A 23,810-nucleotide genomic window follows, 5' to 3' on the forward strand; every position below is an offset into this window, starting at 1 on the left:
AAGTGCTAAAACTCGTCTGCAACTCACCGAAAATCCTTCCAACGACGATGCACCCACATCCACTGTTCAGGATATTTGCGGATGATCGTCTCTAGCTTATTATTAAAAGCCTGCGTGATCTGTAAGATCGCCTGATCTTTATCTTCAGATAGGTAAGAACTTAAGTCCATCTCTGGCTCTGTAACTATGTGAAGTTTCCCGTCGTTCCCCTCGTAAGTATAGATGGGAATCACAGGAGCTTTGGTTTTTTGCACGAAAAGAGCTAGACCATAGGCTGTTCCCGTTTTTTTGCCAAAGAATGTCGTCTCTATGCCGAAAGGTCGCCCCATAAATTGATCTAAGACAAAAACCACAGCACCGTTTTTTTTAAGAGCTTTTAAAATCTCAAATGCATTGTTTGTTCCGTGCGCATCAATGTACTTCACACCTTTTGCTCCACGCATAGCAAACCAGAGATCATCAAACCACTTGGTTTTAAATCTCTTGGTGATCATGTAAATGGGCTGCCCCTTCATTTCAATCGCATTGGCAGCAACATCTCCGTTGCCCAAATGCAGAGTTAAAAAGAATACACCCTTGCCTGCAGCACGCGCCTTCTCGACGTTCTCCCAGCCTTCAAACACTGCATACTTATCAAGCCACGCCTGATCCATATGGGGAATTGCGAAAAGTTCTGGAAAATTATAACTCATGTTGTAGAGCGACTGACGCCCCACTTGGACCTTCTTTTGCTCATCCCACTCTGGAAACGCAATCGTCAAATTATCGAGTACGATTTTGCGTCGGAAACGAAAGACATCAAACCACAAAACCCCGGCCCACAATCCAGTGAAACGCAAAAGAGGTCGCGGTAAAAACTTGGAAATAAAACTAAACAGTTGGACGAAGAAGTTGACTAATAATTTCATAGAGTCGTCCTTTATGCCCTAATTCAGTAACCTGCAATGATGCCGCCCAAAACATCTCAGGGCGCATGAGCAAGCTTTGCAACTTCACGGCATCTTTTTCCGTAGTCACAACAAACTCGGACTGAGATTTTTTATACTCGATCACGATATTTTCAATATCCGCAGCCGTATAAGGATGGTGATCGCGGAAATGCAAAGAGTTTTTTGCGACACTCCCCACGTCTCGCATCATCTTTTCAAAGACATCAGGTCGTGCGATTGCAGAAACCAAGAAAAACTTCTTGTCTTGCAATTGATCACGAGTCAATTCAGCACCTGTTCCCAGGTTCCGGAAAATTTGCAGATCATACGCGAAATGCAAAACTTCTTTTCCCTCAGGAATTTTTGCTTCCAACGCTGCCAAATCTTCGTTGGAAGCTTGGTTGCATTTTGTAATCAGAACTAAATCCGCGCGTTGCAATCCCGACCACGATTCACGAGCACGACCTTCCGGCAATACTTCATAGTTCGCCAAAGCTTCAGTCGCATCCAAGATCACGATATTCAGATTTCTTTGCAAACGGCGATGTTGGAAACCATCATCGACAATAATCAAATCAAAAGAATTTTCCGAGCAAGCATATTGAACTGTTCTCCATTTGCTAGGTCCTACAAAAACAGAAACGGCCGGATTCGCTTTTGCAAGCAACACGGGCTCATCACCATAATACGCAGCTGCGTTTTCTTTTTTGATATCCACGAAACACGGAGCATTGGCCTGTGCCCGGTAAGAGCGACTGACAACCGCGACCTTAAAGCCCGCCTTGGTCAGTTGCTTCAGACAGAAATCAGTAATGGGAGTTTTACCCGTGCCCCCGACCGTCAAATTCCCGATCGACACCACTGGCACTGGAGCTTTATAGCTGCCGATCACGCCACGATCATAGAGGGCGTTCTTCACGCCTACGACTTGATCGTAAAAAAAGGAAAAAGGTCTTAGGTAAAATTTCATTTCGTTAAATACTCATCCAAAGCGCGAACCACACGTTGCGTGGCTCCTTTATCGCCCAAATAAGATCGAACGCTAGCAAGATCAGCCAAAACTTGAGCTTTATACTCAGGCTCTTCAACATAGCGAGAAAGCAACTTCGCCATATTTTCCGGCGTCACATCTCCTTGCCATCTTTCAGGAACTGCTTCTTTTCCAAGAATCAAATTCACTAAGCCGAAGTATTTAGTTCCACGCACCAGAAGCTTGGCAAACAAACCTGTCAGCCACTTCATCTTGTACATGATAACCATAGGTTTTTGCATCAGGCCTACTTGCAATGTCGCAGTCCCTGAAGCCACCAGCATCATGTCCACTAGGTGAATCATGCGGAATGGTTCATCTTTCAACAAAACATACGGCAAGCGGAAGTCTTCAAGATACTCCTGCATTTTTTCTTTGCTGAATGTGGGTGCTGTCAAAATCACGATTTTGAGATTCGGATATTTTTTTGACAAGATACGAGCCGTATCGAGTTGAATTTGGAAGTGCTGTTTGAGCTCCAAACGGCGACTCCCCGGCATCAGACCCAAAACGATTTCATTATCCCCGATCCCGCATTGGTTGCGGTGAATTTTCAAATATTCTTTATCGTTTAACAGGCGATCGTCCATTTCATCCAAAAGCGGATGACCGACGAACTCACACGGAACGCCGTGCTCTTCATAGAAAGGCACCTCAAATGGGAAAAGCACGAATACTTTTTTGCAGTATTTTTTGATCGTTTTTACGCGACCTTTACGCCATGCCCACACTTGCGGAGAAATATAATAAACAACAGGAATACCCAAAGCATGAAGCTTTTTAGCCAGCATCAAATTGAACTCTGGATAATCCATCACAATCGCCACTTTAGGACGACGTTTTTCAGCTTCTGCAACCAGGCTATCAAAGACTGATTTCAGATGTGAATAAGCACTGATGATTTCAGCAGCGCCCACAACAGCCATTTCTTCGGACTTGCCTAAGCGCTCAAAGCCCAGGTTTTCCATGTCCTGACTGCCGACACCAAACGCATGAATATTGCGACCTTGTTTTTTCCAAGTTTCAAGAATTCGTTGCGCGTAGGTGACACTCGAGGCTTCCGCCGCGACAAATAGGACTTGATCCATTAGGCCTCAATCATTCTTTGGATATCTTCAATACCACGTAAAGCACGCAAACCATCAACACCAGTGACAGCTGGCGCGTGGTTGTTCAAAACAGCGTCGATAAAGGCGTCTGTCTCTTTCTGAAGAGCATCTGCTTTTTCAACAGTCCATTTTGTGACTTTCGTTAATTGATCGCCACCAGGTCCTACTTCCACTTTTTCAATTTCGTGAATACCTGTATGAGCAAACAACGTGCAATCAGGCTGAGTGACACGAATCGAGCGTTGTGGAGTTGTCGCCACACGTGAAACCGTGATGATACCGTGAATGCCATTTTTCATTCGCATCGTCACAGAAGCTGTATCAAGCTCTTTAGAGACAAGCATTGTGCCTGACCCTACCATTGTTTCGATATCGCTACCTGTAAGCCACAACAACAAATCCAAATCATGGATCATCAAATCGTGCAGAACACTGACATCAGCACCACGAGTTTTGTAAGGCGCTGTACGCACAAGTTCAATTGTCGTTGGGTTTTTGATGTGTTTACGAAGTTCTAAAACAGAAGGATTGAATCTTTCGATATGCCCCACTGCCAATTTCAGATTATTTTTCTCAGCCAAAGCCACAAGCTCTTCAGCTTGCGGCACTGTTGCTGTGATCGGCTTTTCCACGTTGACGTGGACGCCGTTTTGCAAAAACATTTTTGCAATTTCATAGTGACTGAGCGTACTCGCTGCAATCGTTACCAAGTCAACTTTACCTAAAAGATCTTTAGGATCGTGAAAACTTGGAACACCCAACTCTTTACCAATTTTGTCAGCTTGAGCTGGAAAAGCATCACAAACGCCGACCAATTCGACGTTCGGATTGTTTTTGTACTTTTGAGCGTGGAAGTTACCGAGATAACCAACGCCTACGACTGCACCACGAAGTTTCTTAGTCATCGTCTTGCCATCCTTTTGGACTGCGGTCGACCGCAATACCACGTTTAGAAGAACGGATAAAATCAATGAAGTACTCAATGTTAGGGCTCATCACGCATTCTTCTTTAATACGTGTGATACCCTCTTCAACTGTGTGCGAACCCATGATGATGATACGAATCGCTTTATGAACGTTCGCAACCTCTTCACGCGGGAAGCCTTTACGAGAAAGACCAATCTTGTTCGTTGCACGAATTGTTGCGTAGTTACCTTGAGCACGACAGAACGGAAGGATGTCTTTATTTACGATCGAAGATCCTGCGATAAAGGCACCACGTCCGACTTTAGTAAATTGATTCAATGCCGAAACACCACCAATTGTGACGTTATCAGCAATTTCACAGTGACCACCCAAGTGAACACCGTTGACGATCACAACGTTGTCAGCGATTTGACAGTCATGACCGATGTGAGTGTACGCCATGAAAAGACCGTTGTTACCGATCTTTGTTACACCGCCACCTTTTGGTGTACCGATGTTCACGGTCGCAAATTCACGAAAATTATTGTTATTTCCAATAACAAGCTTTGTTGGCTCGCCTTTGTAGCTCACATCTTGTGGAGGACCACCGATGACGGCACCTGGAGCAAAGTGGCAGTTTTCGCCGATTTCAAGGATACCATGACGGGATCCCAAAGTGACATGTCCCTCAACGAACGTGCCTTTTCCGATTTTAACTTTACCTTGAATCAAGCAGTACGGACCAATTTCTACATCGTCCGCCAATTCAACTTCTGGAGAGAGGATACTGCTTGGATGAACTTTCGCATTTGACATATTTTTTCTTTTCCCAAAATCAAGAAGGGGCCTTTTAGGCCCCTTTAAACTTACCTATTTTTCTTTTTCGAACGCTTTCACAACTTCGTCTGTTAAATCAGACTCAGGTGTTGCGAAGAGAACCATTTGCGAGTTCTCTAGGATCATTGAGTAACCTTTTTCTTTCGCCAGTTTAGCGATTACTTTTTTCATTTTATCCAAGATAGGAGCCGTCAACTCACGCTCTTTCTTTTGGATTTCAACTTGGCTTTTGCCTACGATATCACGGTACTTCAACATTTCTTCTTGGAACTCAGCTTGTTTTTTACCAAGCGCTTCTTCAGAAAGAACAGACTTTTTCTTTTCCAAGTCTTCGCCCATTTTTTTCAAATCAGCTTCTTTCTTCTCAAGTTCTTTTTTCTTTTTATTGAAATCGCCTTCAAGCTCAGTTTTCGCTTTTTTACCAGCAGCTGTTGTTTGAATAGCTTTCTGCATATCTACAAAACCGATTTTAGTCTCAGCATTTGCAACTGCAGCCGCCATTACCAAACTCAACGCAAGTACTACATTTCTCATCTAAAAATCCTCCCTAATTATTTTCCTACAACTTTTAAATTCTAATCAAAGGTTCACTAGAAGCTTGGACCAATTGAAAACTCAAAGACCGTCGCTTCATGATATAGAGGATTACGATTGAGCGGGAAGCCCCACTCGAAACGCAACACCCCAATCGGAGAGTACCAACGAATACCGAAACCAACGTCTGCGAAGAAATTATCTTCAGTTAACACGTCGTCCGCGGCACCGATGTCAAAGAACCCAGCACCCATGATGCCAGCTTCCTTAACCAAAGGGAACTGCAATTCTGTTTGGTACATGGCTTGTTGAACGCCCCCGTAGAAGCGCATCGCTTTATCATGACGTAGTTGCGGATCCGTCACACTGGTCAAACTATCGTAGACCTTTTGCGAGAATTTCATTTTACCGACACGGTACGAGCGGTAACCACGAAGGGAATAAGGTCCACCTAATAAGTACAATTCATTGAATGGGATTTCCTCGCCATCCAGAGCGTCAATACGCGCGTATTGCAAAGAGTTTCTCCACGTCACGTCCCAGAAAATATTCTTAAAGAATCGGAACGTCGCGTTTCCTCTGGTGAATTTCTTAGTACCACCAAGGCCCGCGTATTCGTAAGAAGCACTCGAATAAATACCTTTTGTTGGAGAGAAACGGTCATTACGCGTGTCAAACTCCAATGTGCCTGTGATCGAAGACGTTTCTCCAGAAGCCGCTTTGGTATTGAAGAGGTCTGGGTCTGTGATATTCACACCGTTTTCGATACGATCCGAAAGCTCGGCTTTATCATATTTGTATCGCAAAAACCCGCGTGTGTTTTCTGCAACAGGGTGACCTAGACGAATCGCTCCGCCCGTATGTGCTTCATCGTAGTCGGCTCTTCCTGTGTTGGCACTTTGATAGACGTCACCACCGATAGACCATTCCGTGTCGTTGAAGTAAGGCTCTGTGAACGACAAACTGTAGTAGCTGCCCGTTCCGCTCAAGTTCAAAGACGCACCTAAGTTTTGACCTTTACCCAAGAAGTTCGTCTGATTGACGGAACCTTGCAAAGTGAAACCTTGGGATGTTCCGTAACCGGCACCCAACTGGATTTGTCCCGTGTTACGCTCTTTAACAGAAACATCCACGTTCATAACTTCTGTGCGCTCTTGATCAACAGTCGTTTTGAAATTTACTTCTTCGAAGAAACCCAAACGCTGGATATTTTCCAAAGACTGACGACGACGAGTTTCATTGTAAAGCTCACCTTCGCGAACTTTTAATTCACGACGGACGACTTTATCGCGCGTTTTGCTATTGCCGATAACATTGATTTTACCAAAGTAAACTTTTGAACCCTTGTCGAATTCAAAGATCAAATCCACTTTGCGCTCTTTATCATTGAAACGAGTGCGCGGGATAACGTTGGCGTAGGCGTAACCCAAGTCACCGTACTTTGCTGTGAGCTCACTGATGTCTTTTTGCAATACATCGTATGCAAACACACCGTTCTCATCAATTTTCACAGTTTGGTAAAGCTCATCTTTCGGGAACAAAATATCGCCGGCGAAATCAACATCACCCACGTTGTACTGTTCGCCTTCTTCCAGACGAATTGTGATGTAAATGTTTTTCTTATCTGGCGTCACTGTGACTTGCGGACGATCAACCTTGGCTTGCACGTAACCTTGGTTGTAATAAAGGAAACGCAAGATTTGCACGTCACGCTCAAAAGCTTCTTGCTTATACTGACCCGATCCACTGAGACCACTAAAGAAGCCGCCCTCTTGTGTGATCATTTTGGATTTCAACTCACCGTCTTTTAGGTGTTTGTTTCCGAGGAAAGTGATTTTCTTAACTTTGACTTTATCGTTTTCGCGGATCTTGAAAACCAAACGAACTGTTTCGTCTTTTGTAATCTCTTGAACTTCGTAATCGATCTTTGCGAGGAAATACCCTTTGTCCTCGTAAAGTTTTTGAATCTTCTCCAGCGCTTCTTTAACTTTGGCGATATTGAGAAGTTGATAAGCTTTAATACCTGCAGCGTCCGCGATATCTTCAGACTTTAACTCGCTGTTACCTTCGTATGTAATTTCGGTGATCGAAGGCTTCTCAACCACTTTATAAGTCAGAACAACTTCTTTACCCACGATTTGACGATCTACTTCGATATCGTTGAAATATCCCAGAGCAAAAAGCGCATTCACATCCGCACGAATGGCATCTGTTGAATAAGCCTCAGTCACTTTAGAAGTGATCTTCGCCAGGATTGCATCCTTTTCGATTTTTTTATTGCCTGTCACTTCGATGGCTTTGATCGTCAGGTTCTCGGCTTTCGCTGGAGCTGCGGCCTTCGTGACTTTGGCTGGAGTTTTCTGCGCTCCTGCGCTCACCTTCTTTTTGGCGTTTTGAGCCAAAGCAGGCATTGCAAGAGAAGTGATTAGCAATAAACAAAGAAGCTTACTCAAAGTTCGAACTCTCCAACTTTACGTCCCTGAAGTGCGAAAAACATTTCTTGGGACATTTTCAAAAATCTTTAGATTTTTTAAGTACTTAACTTTTAACCGCTGAATCGTAACGTAAGACCAAAGTCCTGTCAAAGAAGACGCGCGGGGTTAAGGGAATTTTGCTTGCGAATCAAGCACTTCAACGAACTTCTCGAATGAGGATTATGAGAGTGGGAGCGTCATGGAAGCGAGCACTAGTAGTGCTCGCACGGTGTTGATGGATTTAAAATTGCTCTCATCACAGCCGTTGAATCTTGTGAAATAGCAATGACACAGCTCATGCGCTTCTCCAGGCGCACTCCATAGTGTTGAACTTCAGTCCCCACTTTGAGCGCATACATCAGTCCCAGCCACGTCAAGCGTCCTTCGCCACTTGGAAAATACTCGCGCGCATAAATCCACTTGATTTCATTGGACGCCATATCATGGGGTGCATCAGGATCTTTAAGCGTTACGTCAAAACCTGAATGCGAAATTTTCGGACTGAATCGCCCCTCTGAACCCGAAATTTTAAGTTGGAATCCACCAAAGGCTTTGCACTCAAGCTCTTTAAAATCTTCATCTTGATCCGTCGACTGAGAAACCAAAACGCAATCTCTATCAATTCGTGTGACCATATCCCCGATATCTTCTTTTGCCTGAACCGTTTGAGAAAAAAGTAGAGGAACAACAATGAGTGCAAATACGTTCTTCATTTATAAGCCCCTTTTTGATTTGGTGAGAAAATCATAGCGAGGGCCCTTGGGGGATTCAAGATGTGATTTACTTGTGATGATACTAACGCAAGGCCGACGCCACGAAGGAAGTCAGCCTGTCATGGGCAATTTTATTTTTCTGTGACTATTTTATTCGGCATTGGTTGGTCGGCGCCTTCGGATTTGATTTCTAACGTTCCTTCGCCAGAGACTTTGTTCGCTCCGATTGTAAGACTCACGAATGTTTCGCCGAAACCTACAGAATCCGCTTTGGCAAGAATGCGATTTGATCCAATAAGAACGACTTCGTTGGCCTTAATATTAACTCCAAACGCCAGAGCACTTGAAATGTTCAACTTTGCTTCTTCAAAAATAGCTTTACCAACAACAAGTTTTAAATCACTTGAAACATTTCCGCCGCAAATGAACGCCACGGAAGCTTGCGTAGCGTCCAACGATGTCGACACTTCAACTTCCGTCAAACTTTCGATATCCTTGCGCCCGCTCAACTCACAACCAATGTTCACGTAAGTGCCTTTATCGACCATACTCTTAATCAAGGAGTCGTCAAAAACTTCATTTCCTTCAAACGTGGCACGCGTTTGATCAATACCTGTTGGTTCGCCATTTTTAGCAAAGCCCGCCATCATCTTCACATCGACTTGCGGATGCAACTTTCCCCCCGCCATCAAAGCACCTTCTAAACGAATTCTCGGAGGCTGACCGCCCTTATTAAGCAGTTCCAGCGTTTTACTGAGCTCTTTACCAAGCTCGTCGCCTGATCTTTTCATTTGGTTTAAATTTTCCTGACGTTCTCGCTCATCGGCTTTGATTTTCTCACGCAGTTCTTTGAGTTCTTTGTCAGTATCTCTTGGATCTGCACAGGCCACGAAGCTGACCGCCACCACAGTGCTGATCATAAAGCGTAAAACATTTTTCATAAGAACTCCCTCTTGAAAGTAAATCAAAGACTTACACAGCAAAGAGAGGGCCACTCGCCTCTTCGCTGACCTATTATAATAGAGCGATAACGCCCTTAACTCTTTGTCTCAAAATGAGACGGGAGAATCTTTGGTGACGAAATCTCTGCGGACTGCATTGACACCAGCACAACATAAATTGGCAATCCAACATTAAGAACCCGTTAGGTTTGTCAGGATTCGGGCACATTGTTTGAAGTTCCGAAATCCAGGATGGTAAACATGCTAAGACCCTTTATTGCGAAAACTCGAATGCTACTCGTTGTTCTTGGCATCATTGTTTCCATTAGCATCACAGTTCAAGCTCAAGAAACTTGCGCTCAAAACTTCAGTTTTCAGACTCACTTTGGAACAGTCACGGAAGGCCAACATGCGCAAGGACCTATTCTTTATTATCAAGCGGACCCGCGCCTCCAAACTCCGCTGCCAAAAACATTTCGTGTTGGAACTTACAACATCCTCAACCTCTACGATCATGCTCCTGCCCGTGTCGAGGGAGCTTTTCCCGCTGTGAAAGAGCGCGCGCGCCGCCAAGGAAATGCGCGTGCCATTGAGGAAATCAATCCTGATTTTCAGATTGTGGTTGAAGTTGAAAATATCGCAGCCCTTCGTCGCTTCAACGAAAACTATCTTGAACATCAATACGAACCACTTTTGATCGAAGGTAATGATTCTCGTATTGACGTGGCGATTTTGGTGAAACGCGATTTGCCAGTGAACTTCGAATGGCGCAGCTACAAAAACTTTAAGGGCCCCAATGGCCGCCCTGTTTTCTCGCGCGATCTTCCCGTCGGTCTTGTTTATGAAAGAGACTCCCGCGGTCAATCTTTAGAGAAACCCAAAATGGCCATTCTTGCAACTCACTACAAATCACAAAGAACCGATCCAGGTGACAAACCGACGGACCTGGTTCGTCGCGAACAAGTCATTGCCACACTGAATATCGTCAATGAATTGCAACTTCGCTATGGCAATGATTTTCCAATTTTGATTGCGGGTGACTTTAATAATTCCGTTCACAACGCATCAGAGTTCTCAGCCCTCTTTAAGTTTGGCTTTAAAGACACTCTTGATATGACGGAACAACCTATTCAAGATCGCGCCACTCACTATTACTTCCCACCAAAAGGAAAACCACCAGAAGCAAACCAGATTGATGCCATTTTAGCTTTGGCTCCAGGATTGAAAGTTCTTTCTGGGAAAGTCATTGCTGACACGGATGCCAATGGTCAGAAACTGCCGCCACCGAAAACTTTTGAAGAGCGAGAGAACCGTCCTTCTGACCACAGACCTATTGGAATTGAGATCGAACTTTAAAGGCACTTCGCAGCCACTTGTGCGGCTGGAACAAACTTAAAATCTTTTTCTGAATAAGCAATACTCTTACGTTTGAGCTTTTGATTTTTGGCGTCCCATTCTATCAACCACGCTTTTTTATCGCAGTTAATCGGAGCCGTGTCTTCGGCATCCGCATCTTGATAACTTGAAATGGAGACTGTGGTGATCGTGATTTTTTTATCTTTTTTAGAAATCCAAGTGCGCGTGTCCAAAGACTCCCCGGCATCACCTAAAACTTCACCGATTTTCTCAGTTTGCTTTTTGCCTTTCTTCCCCTTCACGACAAGGGAAATGCCGCCAGCATAATCATCGACACAATTGAGTTCTGCTTTTACTTTTTCATCAAGTTGAATGTAGCCAAAAGTTTCGCCGTCGAGTTCTGCGCTACAGGGAACAACTTCAGCAGCACCACCATCTTTCGCGATGCTTTTATCGTGAATCACCAACAAGTCTTTAAACACGATTTCTTTGAGCTCGGTATTTTCCGAAGACGTCGGAGGACGAATTCCTCCTGGAGTGAGCTTGGCTTCTTCTCTTTGCTTTAGTTCCAACAAAATTTGTTTTTCCTGTGCTTCTTTGGCGACTGCTTTATCATCAGCGGCGAAGCTTGAATCCGAAACTAAGAAACCCAAAACCAAAAGAGAAACTCTGAGAGAAGACATTTTTGACTCCATCGATATTATCTTGCCACTCCCGCAAAGACGGTCAATAGCACAAGCTTGTTAACGCTCCTCGACCAAGGCCTCATTTCAGAGCGCAGACTTTTTAGTCATTTTGTGTCAGGATTAAAAGCCACACTTCTTCTTTTGTTTTTTTAGAAATGCTCCGGGAAGATTGCTCAAGAAGGGGGCCTCATGTTTCGTTATTTGATTTCGATCCTGGTTGTTTCGATCGCAACACTTGCGCAAGCTGCTGTTCCCGAATGCCACAGTAAAATGTGGGGTGAACTTGAAGCAAATTACTGCACCAATGCTCCTAACCAAGGCGATTCAGACACTTTGCTAGTTTATTTTCATGGACTCGGTGGCAGCGAACGAGAATGGTTTACCGAACCTTCACTTCAAACCGTGCAAAAACAACTGGCCGCCAAAAAGTTTGATCCTTGGGTGATCACAGTCTCTTTCGGACCTGGCTGGCTCTTAACCACGGTTCCAAATGGCTACCTCTTATTTCCTAAAATCATGGATGAGCTTTTGCCAGAGCTCGAAAAACGAATCAAACCCATCGGTTTTTCTAAAAAAATTTTGGTGGGTGCCTCGATGGGAGGCTTTAACACATCACAAGTTCTCTTAAAACGTCCCGATGCTTTTCAAAAATACCTTTTAATCTGTCCTGCGATTACCGAAATCGGTCCTTATTCATCCGAGAGCGAAGTGCTCTCGTATATTCGCCGCACGGGCGCAAGTCCCAACCGCATTGCATTTATGCTGGAGTGGGGACGACAAGAATTTCCCACTCTTCAAGACTGGAATGAGCATGCTCCCGTCACCTTGGCAAAAGGCGATGTCCGTCTTCCACGGGTGTACATATCGTGCGGCACGAAGGATGACTACGGTTTTCAAGAAGGATCCTTCGCCCTTTTCAATGCTCTGAAATCAAAAGCGCACCACTCCGAATGGGTGCCCGTTAAGGACGGCCGACACTGCGCTGCGGATGCAAAAAGTATCGTCAAATTTATTACGGAGAACTAGTACTCCGGCAAGCTTGCGATAAACAGTCGACCTGTTGAAGTCATATGCGTGAATCGCACGCCATAACGAATAAACACTCCTGTGTGGCCGGGAACCTTCACCCGGCGCATAGAAATAACTTTACCTTTTGCATCGAAGGTATTGTCTTCCAAGATATCTTTGAATTTCACCGTCACCACTTCGTGAGGATGAAACACATCTGTTCGTACAATCAATGACATTCCTGATTGCGAAATGTCAGAGCAAAACATTCTCGACATTTTATCAGACGCTAGAACCAAGAAGTTCTTGCCACAAATAAAACGTGGATAACGACGGCGTAAGTTCAACTCGGGTATATGGATCTCATTGTTCTTTTTAAAATCAGCGCGCGCTTGAGCCGAAAACTCCTCCCACTCAGTGAGCTTTTTCCAAGGCCCCTGAGGCGACTGAGCAGTCAGTGTATGCTCTGATATTTTTTTATTATTGATCAAAGATAGGGCCTGCAAATATCCATAGCCTTGTCCCGGAATATCGAGGAAGTACCATTGCACCGGCACGAGTTCGGGAATTTCTTTCGACTCAATGGGAGACTTTACGATGGGTTTTGTGAAACTACCTTCCGAGATCAATCCTGCAACCATTTTTTCAGGCTCGTCTTCGGTGGCAGCCTCATCCAAATCAGAAAAATCCGGATGCTGCATCAGCATCACCCATTCACCTGTTTGTTGATTCAAAATCATATCAAACAGCGAGATCTTTCCTGTTTGGATCCCTTTGATCACGTCGGCCTCAGAGAGAGGGCCGACACTTTCTTTTTTATTTGAAAGGAAATACTCTCTAATCATAAAGGCCTTATCGGCCCTAAGGTCTAGTCTCTAAAGAGTGAAAAAGAGAACCCGAGTAGCATTTGAATTCGTAGGGCTAACTACACCCAGAGACCATCTTTCATTCTATAAACTTTCGGAAATCTTGCTGCAAATGTGAGGTCATGAGTGACCACCACGAGCGCCAATTTCATCTCTTCTTTCAGACGGAAAAAGAGCTCTTGAATCTTGCCACCGTTCATCGAATCCAAGTTTCCGGTAGGTTCATCCGCAAACAAAATTTTCGGATGACGAACAAGAGCGCGAGCAATGGCGATCCGTTGCAACTCACCGCCCGACAATTGATTTGGGTAATGATCGGCACGCTCCGCAAGTCCCATGAATTCGAGGAGATGCATGGCTTTTTCTTTTGCCACACGAATCGACTCACCACCCACACGGCATGGGATCATCACGTTTTCTAGCGCTGTAAATTCACCTAAAAGATGATGGAACTGAAACACAAAGCCCATTTCAGAATTTCTAAATTTAGAAAGCTCTTCATCATTCATCGCCAGAAGGTCACGACCTTCACAATAAAGTTCGCCTTTATTAGGGCGATCCAATGTACCCATAATTTGCAAAAGTGTACTTTTACCTGCTCCCGAAGAACCTAAAATCGCAAATGCATCACCCTCTTTGATGTCCAGGCTGATTCCACGCAAAATTTCTAACTCCCCTGCACCTTGTGGGTAGGATTTGTGGATATCGACAGCTTTTAACAAAACATTTTGCTCATTCATTTCGAAGTCCTTCCATAGGGCTTAGCTGTCCACCCCGGCGAGCCGGAGCGAGAGTCGCGATAAAACAAATAACCAGAGTGGTGATAATAATGGCGATCGAGTCAATCAAACGTACATTCACTTGAATGCCGTCGATGCGATAAACTTCACCTGAGATCAATCCCAAATGAGATTGCGCCCAACTAAAGAGCACGCACAAGATCAGCCCGACAATAAATCCGCCGACAATTCCGATCATTCCCAAGAACAATCCTTGAATTGTAAAGATCTTAATGATGTCTTTGCGGCTTAAACCAACGGTTTTAAGAATGGCGATATCTTTAAATCTTTGCACGACATTCACAAACAACGTCGAAGAAATATTAAAGGCCGCCACAAACACAATAACTGAAATCACAAAGAAAATTCCAGGGCGCTCTACCATCACAGCTTCAAAAAGATTTTCATTGGATTCACGCCAGTCACGAACCCAATAAGGACTTCCCAAAACGCTGGTTAAATTAAACGAAGCTTTACGAGCATAGTCGACATCTTGGAATTTTAAGATCAAACCCGAGTAACGATCCCCAATTTCCGCCAATGTCTGAGCCGCTGGCAAACTGGTGATAATGAATCTTTCATTCCACTCGTATTTACCTAAATCCAAAACGCCACGAACTCGGAACTCGCCCACTTGTCTTTTGAATGAGGAGGGATTTGAACTCTCCGCAATGGGGACCACCACGCGGAAATTATCTCCGGGCTTCAGATTCATGCGATTGGCAAGACCTTTACCGATCAAAGCCCACGGAACGTCTGTCGGCTCTGCCATATCTTCAGATCCCGTTACCACGCGACCCTTCAAGTTCAAAACTTGATTGATGCGATCTGGATCCACGCCTTGCAAAAGGACGCCCGAGATTTTTCCTTCACGCGCTAGAACAGCCTCGATAAAAACAAAACGTGAAGACGTTACCAAACTTGGCTCTGCCTGACGAATACGTCCCTCAAGCTCGCGCCAATCATCTGGAACACGCGAACGTTTCACAACTTGCACATGACCTGTTACATCGGCCATCGCCATTTTCAGAGTGGATTCAAAACCACTCATCACGGCCATAGAGGCAACAAGAGCTGCCACACCCAAAATTAAACCAAGAAGTGACAAGGGTGCAGACCCGCCAAACAAAGTTTTACGGGACATCAAAAGTCGCCATGAGATCCAAGCTAAGGAATTATTCACGAAGGATTGGCCTCAGCACTCGGCATTTGAATTTGTGATTTTAGATAAGCCATGATGAAGCCATCCAAATCACCATCCATCACATCGTTTACCTGATTTGTTTCAAAGTCTGTGCGGTGATCTTTGACCATTTGATAAGGATGCATCACGTAGGAACGAATTTGCGATCCCCACTCGTTGGCTTTTTTCTGCGCATTCATCGCGTCCTTTTCAGCATTACGCTTTTCGACTTCGATTTCATAAAGGCGCGCTTTCAACATCTTCAAAGCCTTCTCACGGTTTTGAATCTGAGAACGCTCCACTTGGCAGGAAACCACAACACCTGAAGGAATGTGATACATACGAACGGCAGAGTCTGTTCTATTGACGTGCTGACCACCGGCGCCACTGGCACGGAAAGTTTCCACTTTCAAATCATCAGGTTTGATTTCGATATTGATGTCGTCATCAACCTCAGCCCACGCAAATACTGAAGCAAACGAAGTGTGGCGACGAGCATTTGAATCAAACGGAGAAATACGAACCAAGCGGTGCACGCCTGACTCGGCTTTTAAATATCCGTAAGCATAAGGGCCTTCAACAAGAAGCGTACAAGATTTAATTCCCGCCTCTTCCCCCTCGGTCATGTCGATCATCGTGACTTTGTAACCGTGCTTGTCAGCATAGCGCATGTACATGCGAAGAAGCATCGAAGCCCAATCACAAGACTCAGTTCCGCCAGCACCTGAGTTGATTGAAAGATACGCGCTGTTAGCGTCAAGTTCACCGTTCAGAACGCGTTTCAACTCAAGCTCTTCGCCTAATTTTTCAAGTGCTGCGACTTCGGCTTTTACTTCTTGGAAGCTGCCTTCATCGTGCGCTTCCGCAGCCATTTCAAGTAACACCTGGGCATCGCTTAAACGACCCATAAAACCATCAAACTCAGAGACAGCTTTCTCTAAGAGAGTTTTCTCTTTGTTGATTTTTTGCATTTCTGCAGGTTTTTCCCAGATAGCGGGATTCTCAGACTGAAGCGTCAGCTCAGCTAAACGCTTCTTCTTTTTATCCAAGTCAAAGATACCCCCGAAGTTCCTTGGTGAAAACCTCGAGAGATTGAATGCGACTCTTAACTTCAGAAGACTCTGTAACAATAGACATAGCGGAGAGTTTATAGTGAGGCTTTTTGCGGCGTCAAGGCGTCGAGAATAAAAACGCCTCCGATACTTACAGGGAGGGGGGAACGGCATCGGAGGCGACAGCTTGGAGAGCTAGTGAATTCACACTATTCAATCCCAGTGCCACTCGCCCTATCTTCGACTATTTGCGAAATAGCGCCGTACCGACCACTTCCTCACAGTTTCTGAACGTATTTGCGTAAAGAATCGACAAAAACAGGCGCGCAAAAGGTAACTTTCCCCTCGCTGGACAGCTTTTTGCGGGTCTATTCGAATTTAGGAGTATTTGAGGCGGTTCTAAGCCTTGATTTTTTTCAAAAGGACTTCAAAAATTTCGTCTTGGAGGCCGAACATTTCCTTCGCGTCCTCTTCACTTGTTTCGTGGTCATAACCAAGCAAATGCAGCACCCCATGCAAAAGCATGTAGCCCAACTCCACTTTGTAAGTCAGCTCATGCTCTTTGGCTTGTTTCTTTAAAACTGCAGGACATAAAACCAACTCACCTAAGGACTCAGGAGTCATGGACTCAAAACTGAGCACATCCGTCGCATAGTCTTTGCCACGAAATTCTTGATTAATTTTTTTAGCCGGTCGCGGATCTAAAAATACCAACGTGAGTTCAATATTTTTAAACTCTTTTGCGACTTCTTTTCTTCTGATGAGTTCTTTAGTAAGAAGCTCTCCCCAAGTTTGCACAAACTTTCTAGGAACAGCTTCTTTGGCTTGATTCACGATTTGAATGTTCATCGAGCGACGTCACCCAAACCACCACCCGCACTGCGAGGATAGTCGATACGTTGATGGTAGATTCCCAGCAAGATACGAATAAACGCATTTTCAACTTTAGAGATATCTTTCAAGGTTAGATTACATTCGTCCAACTGCCCGTCAGAGAACTTTCTTTGCGTGATATTGCGAACGATGTTTTGCAGACGCGCCGGTGTTGGTTCATCAAGCGATCTTGCCGCCGCTTCGATACTATCCGCCAACATACACAAAGCCGCTTCACGGAATTGAGGACGTGGACCTGGATATCGGAAGTCTTGATCACTGATCTCCGGGCCGTCTTCTTTTTTCATATCCAAAGCTTTGTTATAGAAGAAAGAAATCAGCGTCGTCCCATGATGTTGCAAGATACCGTCAATGATGGGCTTACCAAGTTTATAAGACATTCCCATCTCAACGCCGTCTTTAACGTGTGCGATCAATAGTGTCTTACTCATAAATGGCGAAATATGATCGTGCGGGTTGTTGCCCGGTTTTTGATTCTCGATAAAGTAATTAGCGTGCTCCATTTTTCCAATGTCATGGTAGTAACACATAACTTTACCCAAAAGCGGATTGGCGCCGATTTCTTCAGCCGCGGCCTCCACCATCGAACCCACCATCATGGAGTGATGATAAGTGCCTGGCGCTTTCACGATCATGGACTTTAAGAGTGGATGATTAAGGTTGCTGAGCTCCAACAACTTAACATCTGTTGTGTAGTTAAAGACCGTTTCAAGAAGCGGAATAAACATCATCGAGAACAAGGCGCTGAAAATACCACCGATAAATCCTGCTGGAATAGAAATGAGAATTTCTTTCCAAGCTCCGTCTTGATCGTAACGAGTCATTGTCAAAACCAGGGCAATAATCAAGGCATTAACTGCACCCGTGCGAACGCCCGCCCAGTACAGATCATTTCTTGTTTTACAGTTATAAACTCCGCGGGCGGCTGCGATACCACCGACAAGGCTCACGAACATAAACGCAAAGTTATAGTCCGTCATCACACCCAAGCACACCGACAAAAACGCAGTGAAGAGCCATACGACTTCGCCGTAAGTGATCAAAAGCCCCACCAGCATCGGACCCGCCGCTACGGGTGCCGCAAATAAGAAAGCTGTCGCGGGTATCAGGTGGCCAAACTTAGAAGCAAAGGCTGCGTCTGTGATGAAGAGATAAATTTTTGTAAAGAGCACAACGCCAAACGCGATCAACATCATCACGCTGAGGTCTTTAAAATCGATTTTGACTTTATTGACAGTAAAACGCTTCAAGTACGAGAAGAAAACTAAGATCGCAACGGCCAACATCATGGCCATGGAAATCGCCATCACGTCTTTACGTTTGTCATCGCGGATATTTTCGATCTGACGAATGATCGCCATTTGGAACGGCTGAATCACAGATCCTTGTGCGATGATAGTTTGATTCTTTTTAATTGTGATATTCACCGGAATAACGGCATCACGTGCCGATTGACGACGAGAAGCTGTTTCTTGCTTATTCAAAGTCAAATTCGGCGTCAGCAACGAGCGTGCGAAATACAAAATATTGGCGCGATCACTTTCGCTAAAACGCTCAAGATCTTTTTTGTCTTCCAGATCAAAGTTCTCTGGGGCTTGCAGATCCACGATTTCGTTTTTTGCCAGGCTAAATTCTTTACCCAGGTTGTTTCTGTGCACCACTCTCGCCACGACTGTGGTTTGGTTGTTGGTGACGAAACGGTCCGGAGCTTCTGCGATTTTTCTCTCAAACCAGTTTTCGATATTGCGAATGACGACAGCTTCAATACGCGGACTAAAGCGATTGTCGACCAACCATTCAAACATAAAATCAGAAACCGGTACGCCGAGTTCTTTTTCGAATTGTTTTTTATGCTGGAAGAAATCGAGAACTTGTTTGCGATAGGCGGCTGGTGTTTTCGACCATGTCACTTCACGATAGTGGGACCGCATCGAACGGAATGACTGAATAAGCCCCATCGAAACACGCTCAAACACATTCGTATCGTAGTCGTAAACGATCGGAACAGCGAACTCAGCCTTCAGGCGTTTTTCTTCAGTGGTGACTTCATCGACCATCTCAAAACCGATCGGAGAAACAACGTCGTATTTTGCCGTATCCCCGACATCGAAATTAAATGGAATGTCGAATTGAAAGAAGATGGTGTATGAAAGAAGAACACAATACAGGAAGACCACTGCACCACGACGGATGTACAAACGCTCTTCCAGAGTTTGGAGTGTACGACCGAAGAAAGTTTTCTCCAGGCCAATAGAATCCACCCAATCCAAAAACTTCAGACTGGGGTCTTCGTAATTTACGCGAGTCGCAGGCGTCTCGCCATTTTTAGAAGTTTTTCCTCGTTGCATAGTCCTTTTACCAGGCTAACTCGCTTTGCAATAATTGTCGAAATCACTCTGCATATGTGATAACAATGAGAGAGATTCCAATAGGAAAGTCGAGGCCATCAATGTCGAAAATTCCCTCTAACTTACGTCATATTGAGTCCTTAGTCGAGATCGTTCGCAGTCTTCGCGGACCTGGCGGCTGCCCTTGGGACCAGGAACAAACTCACGAGACATTGACTCAATACGCCATTGAGGAAACTCACGAATTAGTAGAAGCCTTGGAATCTCCAGATCCACAAGCGATCAAAGATCAAAAAATCAAAGAAGAATTAGGAGATGTCCTCTTTCAAGTCGTTCTGCACACACAGTTAGCGGCAGAAAGAGGAGCTTTTACTTTAGAAGATGTGATCGCTGGAATTTCTGAAAAACTTGTTCGTCGCCACCCGCATGTGTTTGCAAATGTGGCAGTTGCCGACTCTGCTGAAGTTATTCGCAACTGGGAAGAAATCAAAAAAGCAGAGAAAGCCGAAGCCGCGAAATCATCCGGCAGTGCGGCGTTTAACCTCAATGTTCCTCCTCTTCCCGCCCTACAAAGAGCCTACAAAATCGGCAAACGTACAGAAAAATTGCAATTTGATTGGGATGATGTTCCGGCTGTGATGTTGAAAGTGGAAGAAGAATTCGACGAGCTTCGCGAAGCCCTCGATGAAGGCGTGAACGCAGAGATCGAACACGAACTAGGAGATGTGCTGTTTTCGTTAGCGCAACTTGGTCGTCACTTGGATATGGAGCCTGAACAAGTTTTGCGTAAAGCGAATACGCGCTTTGAATCGCGCTTTGCAAAGATGATTGAAGTGGCTTCGGGTGACGGGAAAGACTGGCATGCTTTGACTTTGGAAGAAAAAGAGCAATTTTGGCAGAAGGCAAAAGCCATTCTGAAGAATAAGAAATAATTCATTCTTACGTCTGGTGAAAGCTCTGTCTTTCACCACTTCCCTCCTACGCCCGCTCCAAGTGCTATAATAAAAGAGCAGTCAACACACAGGAGGACTTATGGCAGTCCCTCTAAAAAATCTGATCGATAAAATACGCGGCGTAAAACATAAAGCTCCGGTGCCTCCACCTGTCGAACAAAAACAGGAAGAAGCCTCGATCGATAAAAAAATCCGTGATAGCTGGAACAAACGCGACGGTGAATTGAGTGAAGTCTACGATAGCGAAGGACATCGCGTTCGGATTAATCATTATTAGTGTTTTTTGAGGCACCTCAGGCGGGATGTGGATCTGACATTCTTCATCTCGATGGAGGAGCCACACTCCTGCTCTCTCTCACTCCTTCACTAGCACTCTCTCTACCTCACTCGAAATTATCCCGGTCCTCGATAAACCCCAAAAGTCTTAATAGCCCGACGAGAATTATGTGCTCTGCAAAGTAGCCGCAGATTTTCCAAATTATTTTTTCCACCAAGAGCAACTGGATGAATATGATCTTCTTCCAATGCAAATTTTGAACTGCATCTTTGTTTGCTTGACAGATCTATATGTTCACAACAACCCTCAGCTCGAGCCCAAAGTTTTCTTCTTACTTGTACAGAAACTGCCGTCCGAATAGGTTTAATTTCTGTTCGATCTCCCTTCTCTTTTCTACCGCTCTCTTTGACTTCATCAGACTTTACCTTTCGCGACAATGGCAGTGATGCATTATCAGGTTTTACCGCGTGATCAATTGTTGAAATTACGCTTTTCTCTTTTGACAGCAATCCTAATTTTTTCTTCTTGTGAGCAACTGCCCTTTCCAAGAGAAACTTCAGTACGGCATAATTCGACATATCTCCCAACTCATGTGCATAAAAGTTTTTGAATTCTTGCAAAAGTTCCAGCTGTTCAGGCCCAAGCAAGGCCTCAAAAGATTGATATTGTATCTGCTCGCCTTCGCGCCCTCGGGAAGTAATCAAACTCAACTCCTGACCGGTCACTTTAAATTTTTCTGCCAACAAAAGGGGCTGATGAGATTTACCAATCAACTCTTTTTGCACCTGGCGAGTTGACTTGTTCTCCAGACTTGCAACTAGCTCCAATTTTGCAGTTTTATCAAGTGGACAGTTCGCAGCACTCTCTGCTCGCACAAAACTTTGAATATTAGATAAATTAGTCAGACTTAAGTCCCCATCCTGAACACGTTGCTCAAGCTCAGGTAACTCAGTTAACAATCGCGCAGCAGAGAGGCGACGCTGAGTTTGGCTTTCGGTATATTTCAAATGTTTGATGCAATACTTATACATCGAAGAACAATCATAATTAATATAAAGCTTACGAACATCCATTTCACGCAGATGGCGCAAAATCACAACCGTCGTTTCACGCTCCTTCTGAACCAAGTACTTCACTTGGGTAACTAACAACTCATCAGAAATTCTTTTAACATTCAAATTGATTTTCATACTTCTCCCTCTCCGAAATGTTCTATCACGACTTTTCAGAATTAAATTCTTCGCCTCTATAGGAGCATGATTAAACTTTGTTTGAATTCACAAGTAGGATCGCGATTTTGAAAAGATGATCGCTTGGGACTGCCAATAGAGCGAAATAGGATGTCATTATGGGCACCAACGGTATGTTAATTTCTCGAATGAAAAGTCACTAAAACCCCAGTCAAACTGAAATATTAAAACAATCAATTTGTAATCAAATATTGCGCACCACTGCCATCGTCGCGGAAGGTAGATTTGATGAGCAGATCCCTCGATAAGCATCGAGCAGCCGCCGCCCCCCTCCAATTCAGACCAAAATCTCGCACTCTCGATCCTACTTTAGCTCCAATCATTCTCTCGACGTCGTCTAGAAGTTCTTCACTACGTCTAGATTTCCCAGAAATACGCGGGCTTGGGCGGTAATTTCTTTTTTAATTCAGCAGAAACTGATGACAAGTTCGACAGCGAAAAAATATTTCGAACATAGGTGCTTAAGGCTTTCCGAATCTTTTCGACCACTTAGCGTGTCTCAAAATGAGCGTCTTAAAAAAATAAAAAACAAAATCAGGCATTTACCACGAATTTTAGTTTTCATGGATTTTCTACGAAACTGATTCCAACAAGAAGCATGGTGGGGCTCAGGAGGGCAAACCGTATGATGAACAAAGTTGCATGCCAAGTAGTTATGATGGCGACAGCAATTGCAGCACTTACTGCATGTAGCAAGGGCGCAGGCTCTTTCTCCATCTTGAAAGATGGCGATGACTTCAAGCAGGAAGCAGTTTTCGTTCCTAAGAAAGTAGATATCCTTTGGGTTATCGACAACTCAGGTTCAATGAAAACTTCCCAAGATAACTTGGCTGCGAGCTTCTCTTCGTTCATCAACAGATTCCAAACTCAAGGTTTTGACTTCCGTATGGCGGTTACAACTACTGAAGCTTGGGCAAGACAGTTCGATGCAAACAGCAATCTCTCGATGATTAAAGACGGTGCCGTGCTTCAGAAAAATCCTAAAATTGAAACCCACTCTGGTTATTTCGTGATGGACCAAAACACTCCAAACCTTACGGATGTTTTCTCTATCAATGCAAAACAAGGTACGATCGGTAACGGTGACGAACGTCCTCTTGAGAGTATGAAACAAACGCTTCTTGATTCTCGTAACGCTGCTTTCCGTCGCCCAGAGGCTTTCCTTGCAGTTATCATGGTGAGCGACGAAGAAGACTCTTCTGGTCCTTCTTCAGCTTTCGAGAGCGGTGGCAATCGTTATCCAGTTCAAAACTACGTTGATTTCCTTAACAGCTTGTCTGGTAGCGGTAACTTCAACGTGAGTGTTATCACTGTTGATTCAAACGCTTGCAGAACACAATTGAATACAGACGGTTTCAACAGAACTGTTTCTACTCGTTTGCCAGCACTTGCTGATTTGACAAAAGGTGTGAAAGCTTCTTTGTGCGGTAACTTCGGTACTTCACTTGATGTTATCTCAAACAACATCATCACTCTTTCTTCTGTGTTCAAACTTTCACGTGAACCAGATTTAAGCACTCTTAAAGTTTACGTTGATGGCGTTCAAATCGCAGAAGATCCAGTGAACGGTTACACTTACGATCCGGCAGAGATGACAATCACTTTCCATGGCACATCAGCACCTGGCGCGAACTCATCAGTGAAAATCGACTACTATCCAGTAAGCCTGGAAAACTAAAAGGAAG

22 protein-coding genes are annotated in these 23,810 nt (G+C 44.5%); 5 read left to right on the forward strand and 17 right to left on the reverse strand.

Annotated features, from left to right (window positions below):
• Positions 1-23 precede the first annotated feature (23 nt).
• The 9 genes from ACLWOR_RS14445 to ACLWOR_RS14485 form a co-directional block, all read right to left on the reverse strand.
• Positions 24-908, reverse strand: coding sequence for a lysophospholipid acyltransferase family protein (locus ACLWOR_RS14445; protein WP_413941475.1), 885 nt, complete (start codon positions 906-908; stop codon positions 24-26).
• Positions 871-1,899, reverse strand: a complete 1,029-nt coding sequence (gene lpxK, locus ACLWOR_RS14450) for a tetraacyldisaccharide 4'-kinase (RefSeq protein ID WP_413941476.1) — start codon at positions 1,897-1,899, stop codon at positions 871-873. Before lpxK ends, ACLWOR_RS14445 begins: the two co-directional genes overlap by 38 nt.
• Positions 1,896-3,047 (reverse strand): lipid-A-disaccharide synthase, encoded by a 1,152-nt coding sequence (lpxB, locus tag ACLWOR_RS14455; protein WP_413941477.1) that lies wholly within the window; start codon positions 3,045-3,047, stop codon positions 1,896-1,898. Before lpxB ends, lpxK begins: the two co-directional genes overlap by 4 nt.
• Entirely contained in the window at positions 3,047-3,973 is a 927-nt protein-coding gene (locus tag ACLWOR_RS14460) for a Gfo/Idh/MocA family protein (RefSeq protein ID WP_413941478.1), read from the reverse strand. Before ACLWOR_RS14460 ends, lpxB begins: the two co-directional genes overlap by 1 nt.
• On the reverse strand, positions 3,966-4,790 hold the full coding sequence (gene lpxA, locus ACLWOR_RS14465; RefSeq protein ID WP_413941479.1) for an acyl-ACP--UDP-N-acetylglucosamine O-acyltransferase: 825 nt from the start codon (positions 4,788-4,790) through the stop codon (positions 3,966-3,968). Before lpxA ends, ACLWOR_RS14460 begins: the two co-directional genes overlap by 8 nt.
• Positions 4,791-4,844: 54 nt before the next feature.
• Positions 4,845-5,345, reverse strand: coding sequence for an OmpH family outer membrane protein (locus ACLWOR_RS14470; protein WP_413941480.1), 501 nt, complete (start codon positions 5,343-5,345; stop codon positions 4,845-4,847).
• Positions 5,346-5,401: 56 nt separating this feature from the next.
• Positions 5,402-7,798: an outer membrane protein assembly factor BamA gene (bamA, locus tag ACLWOR_RS14475; RefSeq protein ID WP_413941481.1), complete on the reverse strand. Its 2,397-nt coding sequence runs from the start codon at positions 7,796-7,798 to the stop codon at positions 5,402-5,404.
• A gap of 233 nt (positions 7,799-8,031) precedes the next feature.
• Positions 8,032-8,532, reverse strand: coding sequence for a hypothetical protein (locus ACLWOR_RS14480; protein ID WP_413941482.1), 501 nt, complete (start codon positions 8,530-8,532; stop codon positions 8,032-8,034).
• 131 nt (positions 8,533-8,663) lie between these two features.
• Positions 8,664-9,473, reverse strand: a complete 810-nt coding sequence (locus ACLWOR_RS14485; RefSeq protein WP_413941483.1) for a hypothetical protein — start codon at positions 9,471-9,473, stop codon at positions 8,664-8,666.
• A gap of 261 nt (positions 9,474-9,734) precedes the next feature.
• Between ACLWOR_RS14485 and ACLWOR_RS14490 the strand changes: the two genes are divergently transcribed.
• Positions 9,735-10,829 (forward strand): endonuclease/exonuclease/phosphatase family protein, encoded by a 1,095-nt coding sequence (locus ACLWOR_RS14490; protein WP_413941484.1) that lies wholly within the window; start codon positions 9,735-9,737, stop codon positions 10,827-10,829.
• On the opposite strand, the gene ACLWOR_RS14495 is transcribed toward ACLWOR_RS14490, so the two are convergent.
• A complete protein-coding gene (locus tag ACLWOR_RS14495) occupies positions 10,826-11,512 on the reverse strand; it encodes a hypothetical protein (RefSeq protein ID WP_413941485.1) in 687 nt (228 codons plus the stop codon). The genes ACLWOR_RS14490 and ACLWOR_RS14495 overlap by 4 nt on opposite strands.
• 192 nt (positions 11,513-11,704) lie before the next feature.
• Here ACLWOR_RS14495 and ACLWOR_RS14500 point away from each other — a divergent pair, with 192 nt between their 5' ends.
• Positions 11,705-12,541 (forward strand): prolyl oligopeptidase family serine peptidase, encoded by an 837-nt coding sequence (locus ACLWOR_RS14500; RefSeq protein WP_413941486.1) that lies wholly within the window; start codon positions 11,705-11,707, stop codon positions 12,539-12,541.
• Here ACLWOR_RS14500 and ACLWOR_RS14505 read toward each other — a convergent pair.
• The 6 genes from ACLWOR_RS14505 to ACLWOR_RS14530 form a co-directional block, all read right to left on the reverse strand.
• Positions 12,538-13,368 (reverse strand): PilZ domain-containing protein, encoded by an 831-nt coding sequence (locus tag ACLWOR_RS14505; protein ID WP_413941487.1) that lies wholly within the window; start codon positions 13,366-13,368, stop codon positions 12,538-12,540. The two genes, ACLWOR_RS14500 and ACLWOR_RS14505, sit on opposite strands and share 4 nt — an antisense overlap.
• Before the next feature lie 80 nt (positions 13,369-13,448).
• Positions 13,449-14,129, reverse strand: a complete 681-nt coding sequence (locus ACLWOR_RS14510; protein WP_413941488.1) for an ABC transporter ATP-binding protein — start codon at positions 14,127-14,129, stop codon at positions 13,449-13,451.
• Positions 14,122-15,351, reverse strand: a complete 1,230-nt coding sequence (locus ACLWOR_RS14515) for an FtsX-like permease family protein (RefSeq protein WP_413941489.1) — start codon at positions 15,349-15,351, stop codon at positions 14,122-14,124. The genes ACLWOR_RS14510 and ACLWOR_RS14515 overlap by 8 nt, the downstream gene beginning before the upstream one ends.
• Positions 15,348-16,488 (reverse strand): peptide chain release factor 2 gene (prfB, locus tag ACLWOR_RS14520; protein ID WP_413941490.1). Its coding sequence is split into 2 segments (ribosomal slippage): positions 15,348-16,406 and positions 16,408-16,488, totalling 1,140 coding nucleotides; the frame shifts between segments, so codons are not numbered across the junction. The genes ACLWOR_RS14515 and prfB overlap by 4 nt, the downstream gene beginning before the upstream one ends.
• A 314-nt stretch (positions 16,489-16,802) precedes the next feature.
• The gene (ybeY, locus tag ACLWOR_RS14525; RefSeq protein WP_413941491.1) at positions 16,803-17,252 is read right to left on the reverse strand and encodes an rRNA maturation RNase YbeY; all 450 of its coding nucleotides are present in this window, start codon (positions 17,250-17,252) and stop codon (positions 16,803-16,805) included.
• Positions 17,249-19,645 (reverse strand): HD family phosphohydrolase, encoded by a 2,397-nt coding sequence (locus ACLWOR_RS14530; protein ID WP_413941492.1) that lies wholly within the window; start codon positions 19,643-19,645, stop codon positions 17,249-17,251. Before ACLWOR_RS14530 ends, ybeY begins: the two co-directional genes overlap by 4 nt.
• Positions 19,646-19,746: 101 nt before the next feature.
• Here ACLWOR_RS14530 and mazG point away from each other — a divergent pair, with 101 nt between their 5' ends.
• Positions 19,747-20,577 carry a nucleoside triphosphate pyrophosphohydrolase gene (mazG, locus tag ACLWOR_RS14535; protein WP_413941493.1) on the forward strand — a complete coding sequence of 277 codons (831 nt, stop codon included), beginning with the start codon at positions 19,747-19,749 and terminating at the stop codon, positions 20,575-20,577.
• 100 nt (positions 20,578-20,677) lie between these two features.
• Positions 20,678-20,875 carry a hypothetical protein gene (locus tag ACLWOR_RS14540; protein ID WP_413941494.1) on the forward strand — a complete coding sequence of 66 codons (198 nt, stop codon included), beginning with the start codon at positions 20,678-20,680 and terminating at the stop codon, positions 20,873-20,875.
• A gap of 116 nt (positions 20,876-20,991) precedes the next feature.
• Here the strand turns inward: ACLWOR_RS14540 and ACLWOR_RS14545 are convergent, their stop codons facing one another.
• The gene (locus tag ACLWOR_RS14545; RefSeq protein WP_413941495.1) at positions 20,992-22,065 is read right to left on the reverse strand and encodes an HNH endonuclease; all 1,074 of its coding nucleotides are present in this window, start codon (positions 22,063-22,065) and stop codon (positions 20,992-20,994) included.
• A 685-nt stretch (positions 22,066-22,750) separates the two neighbouring features.
• Between ACLWOR_RS14545 and ACLWOR_RS14550 the strand changes: the two genes are divergently transcribed.
• The gene (locus ACLWOR_RS14550; protein WP_413941496.1) at positions 22,751-23,803 is read left to right on the forward strand and encodes a hypothetical protein; all 1,053 of its coding nucleotides are present in this window, start codon (positions 22,751-22,753) and stop codon (positions 23,801-23,803) included.
• Positions 23,804-23,810 lie beyond the last annotated feature (7 nt).

The sequence above is a fragment of the Bdellovibrio sp. HCB2-146 genome, assembly GCF_047345725.1.
Taxonomy (GTDB): domain Bacteria; phylum Bdellovibrionota; class Bdellovibrionia; order Bdellovibrionales; family Bdellovibrionaceae; genus Bdellovibrio.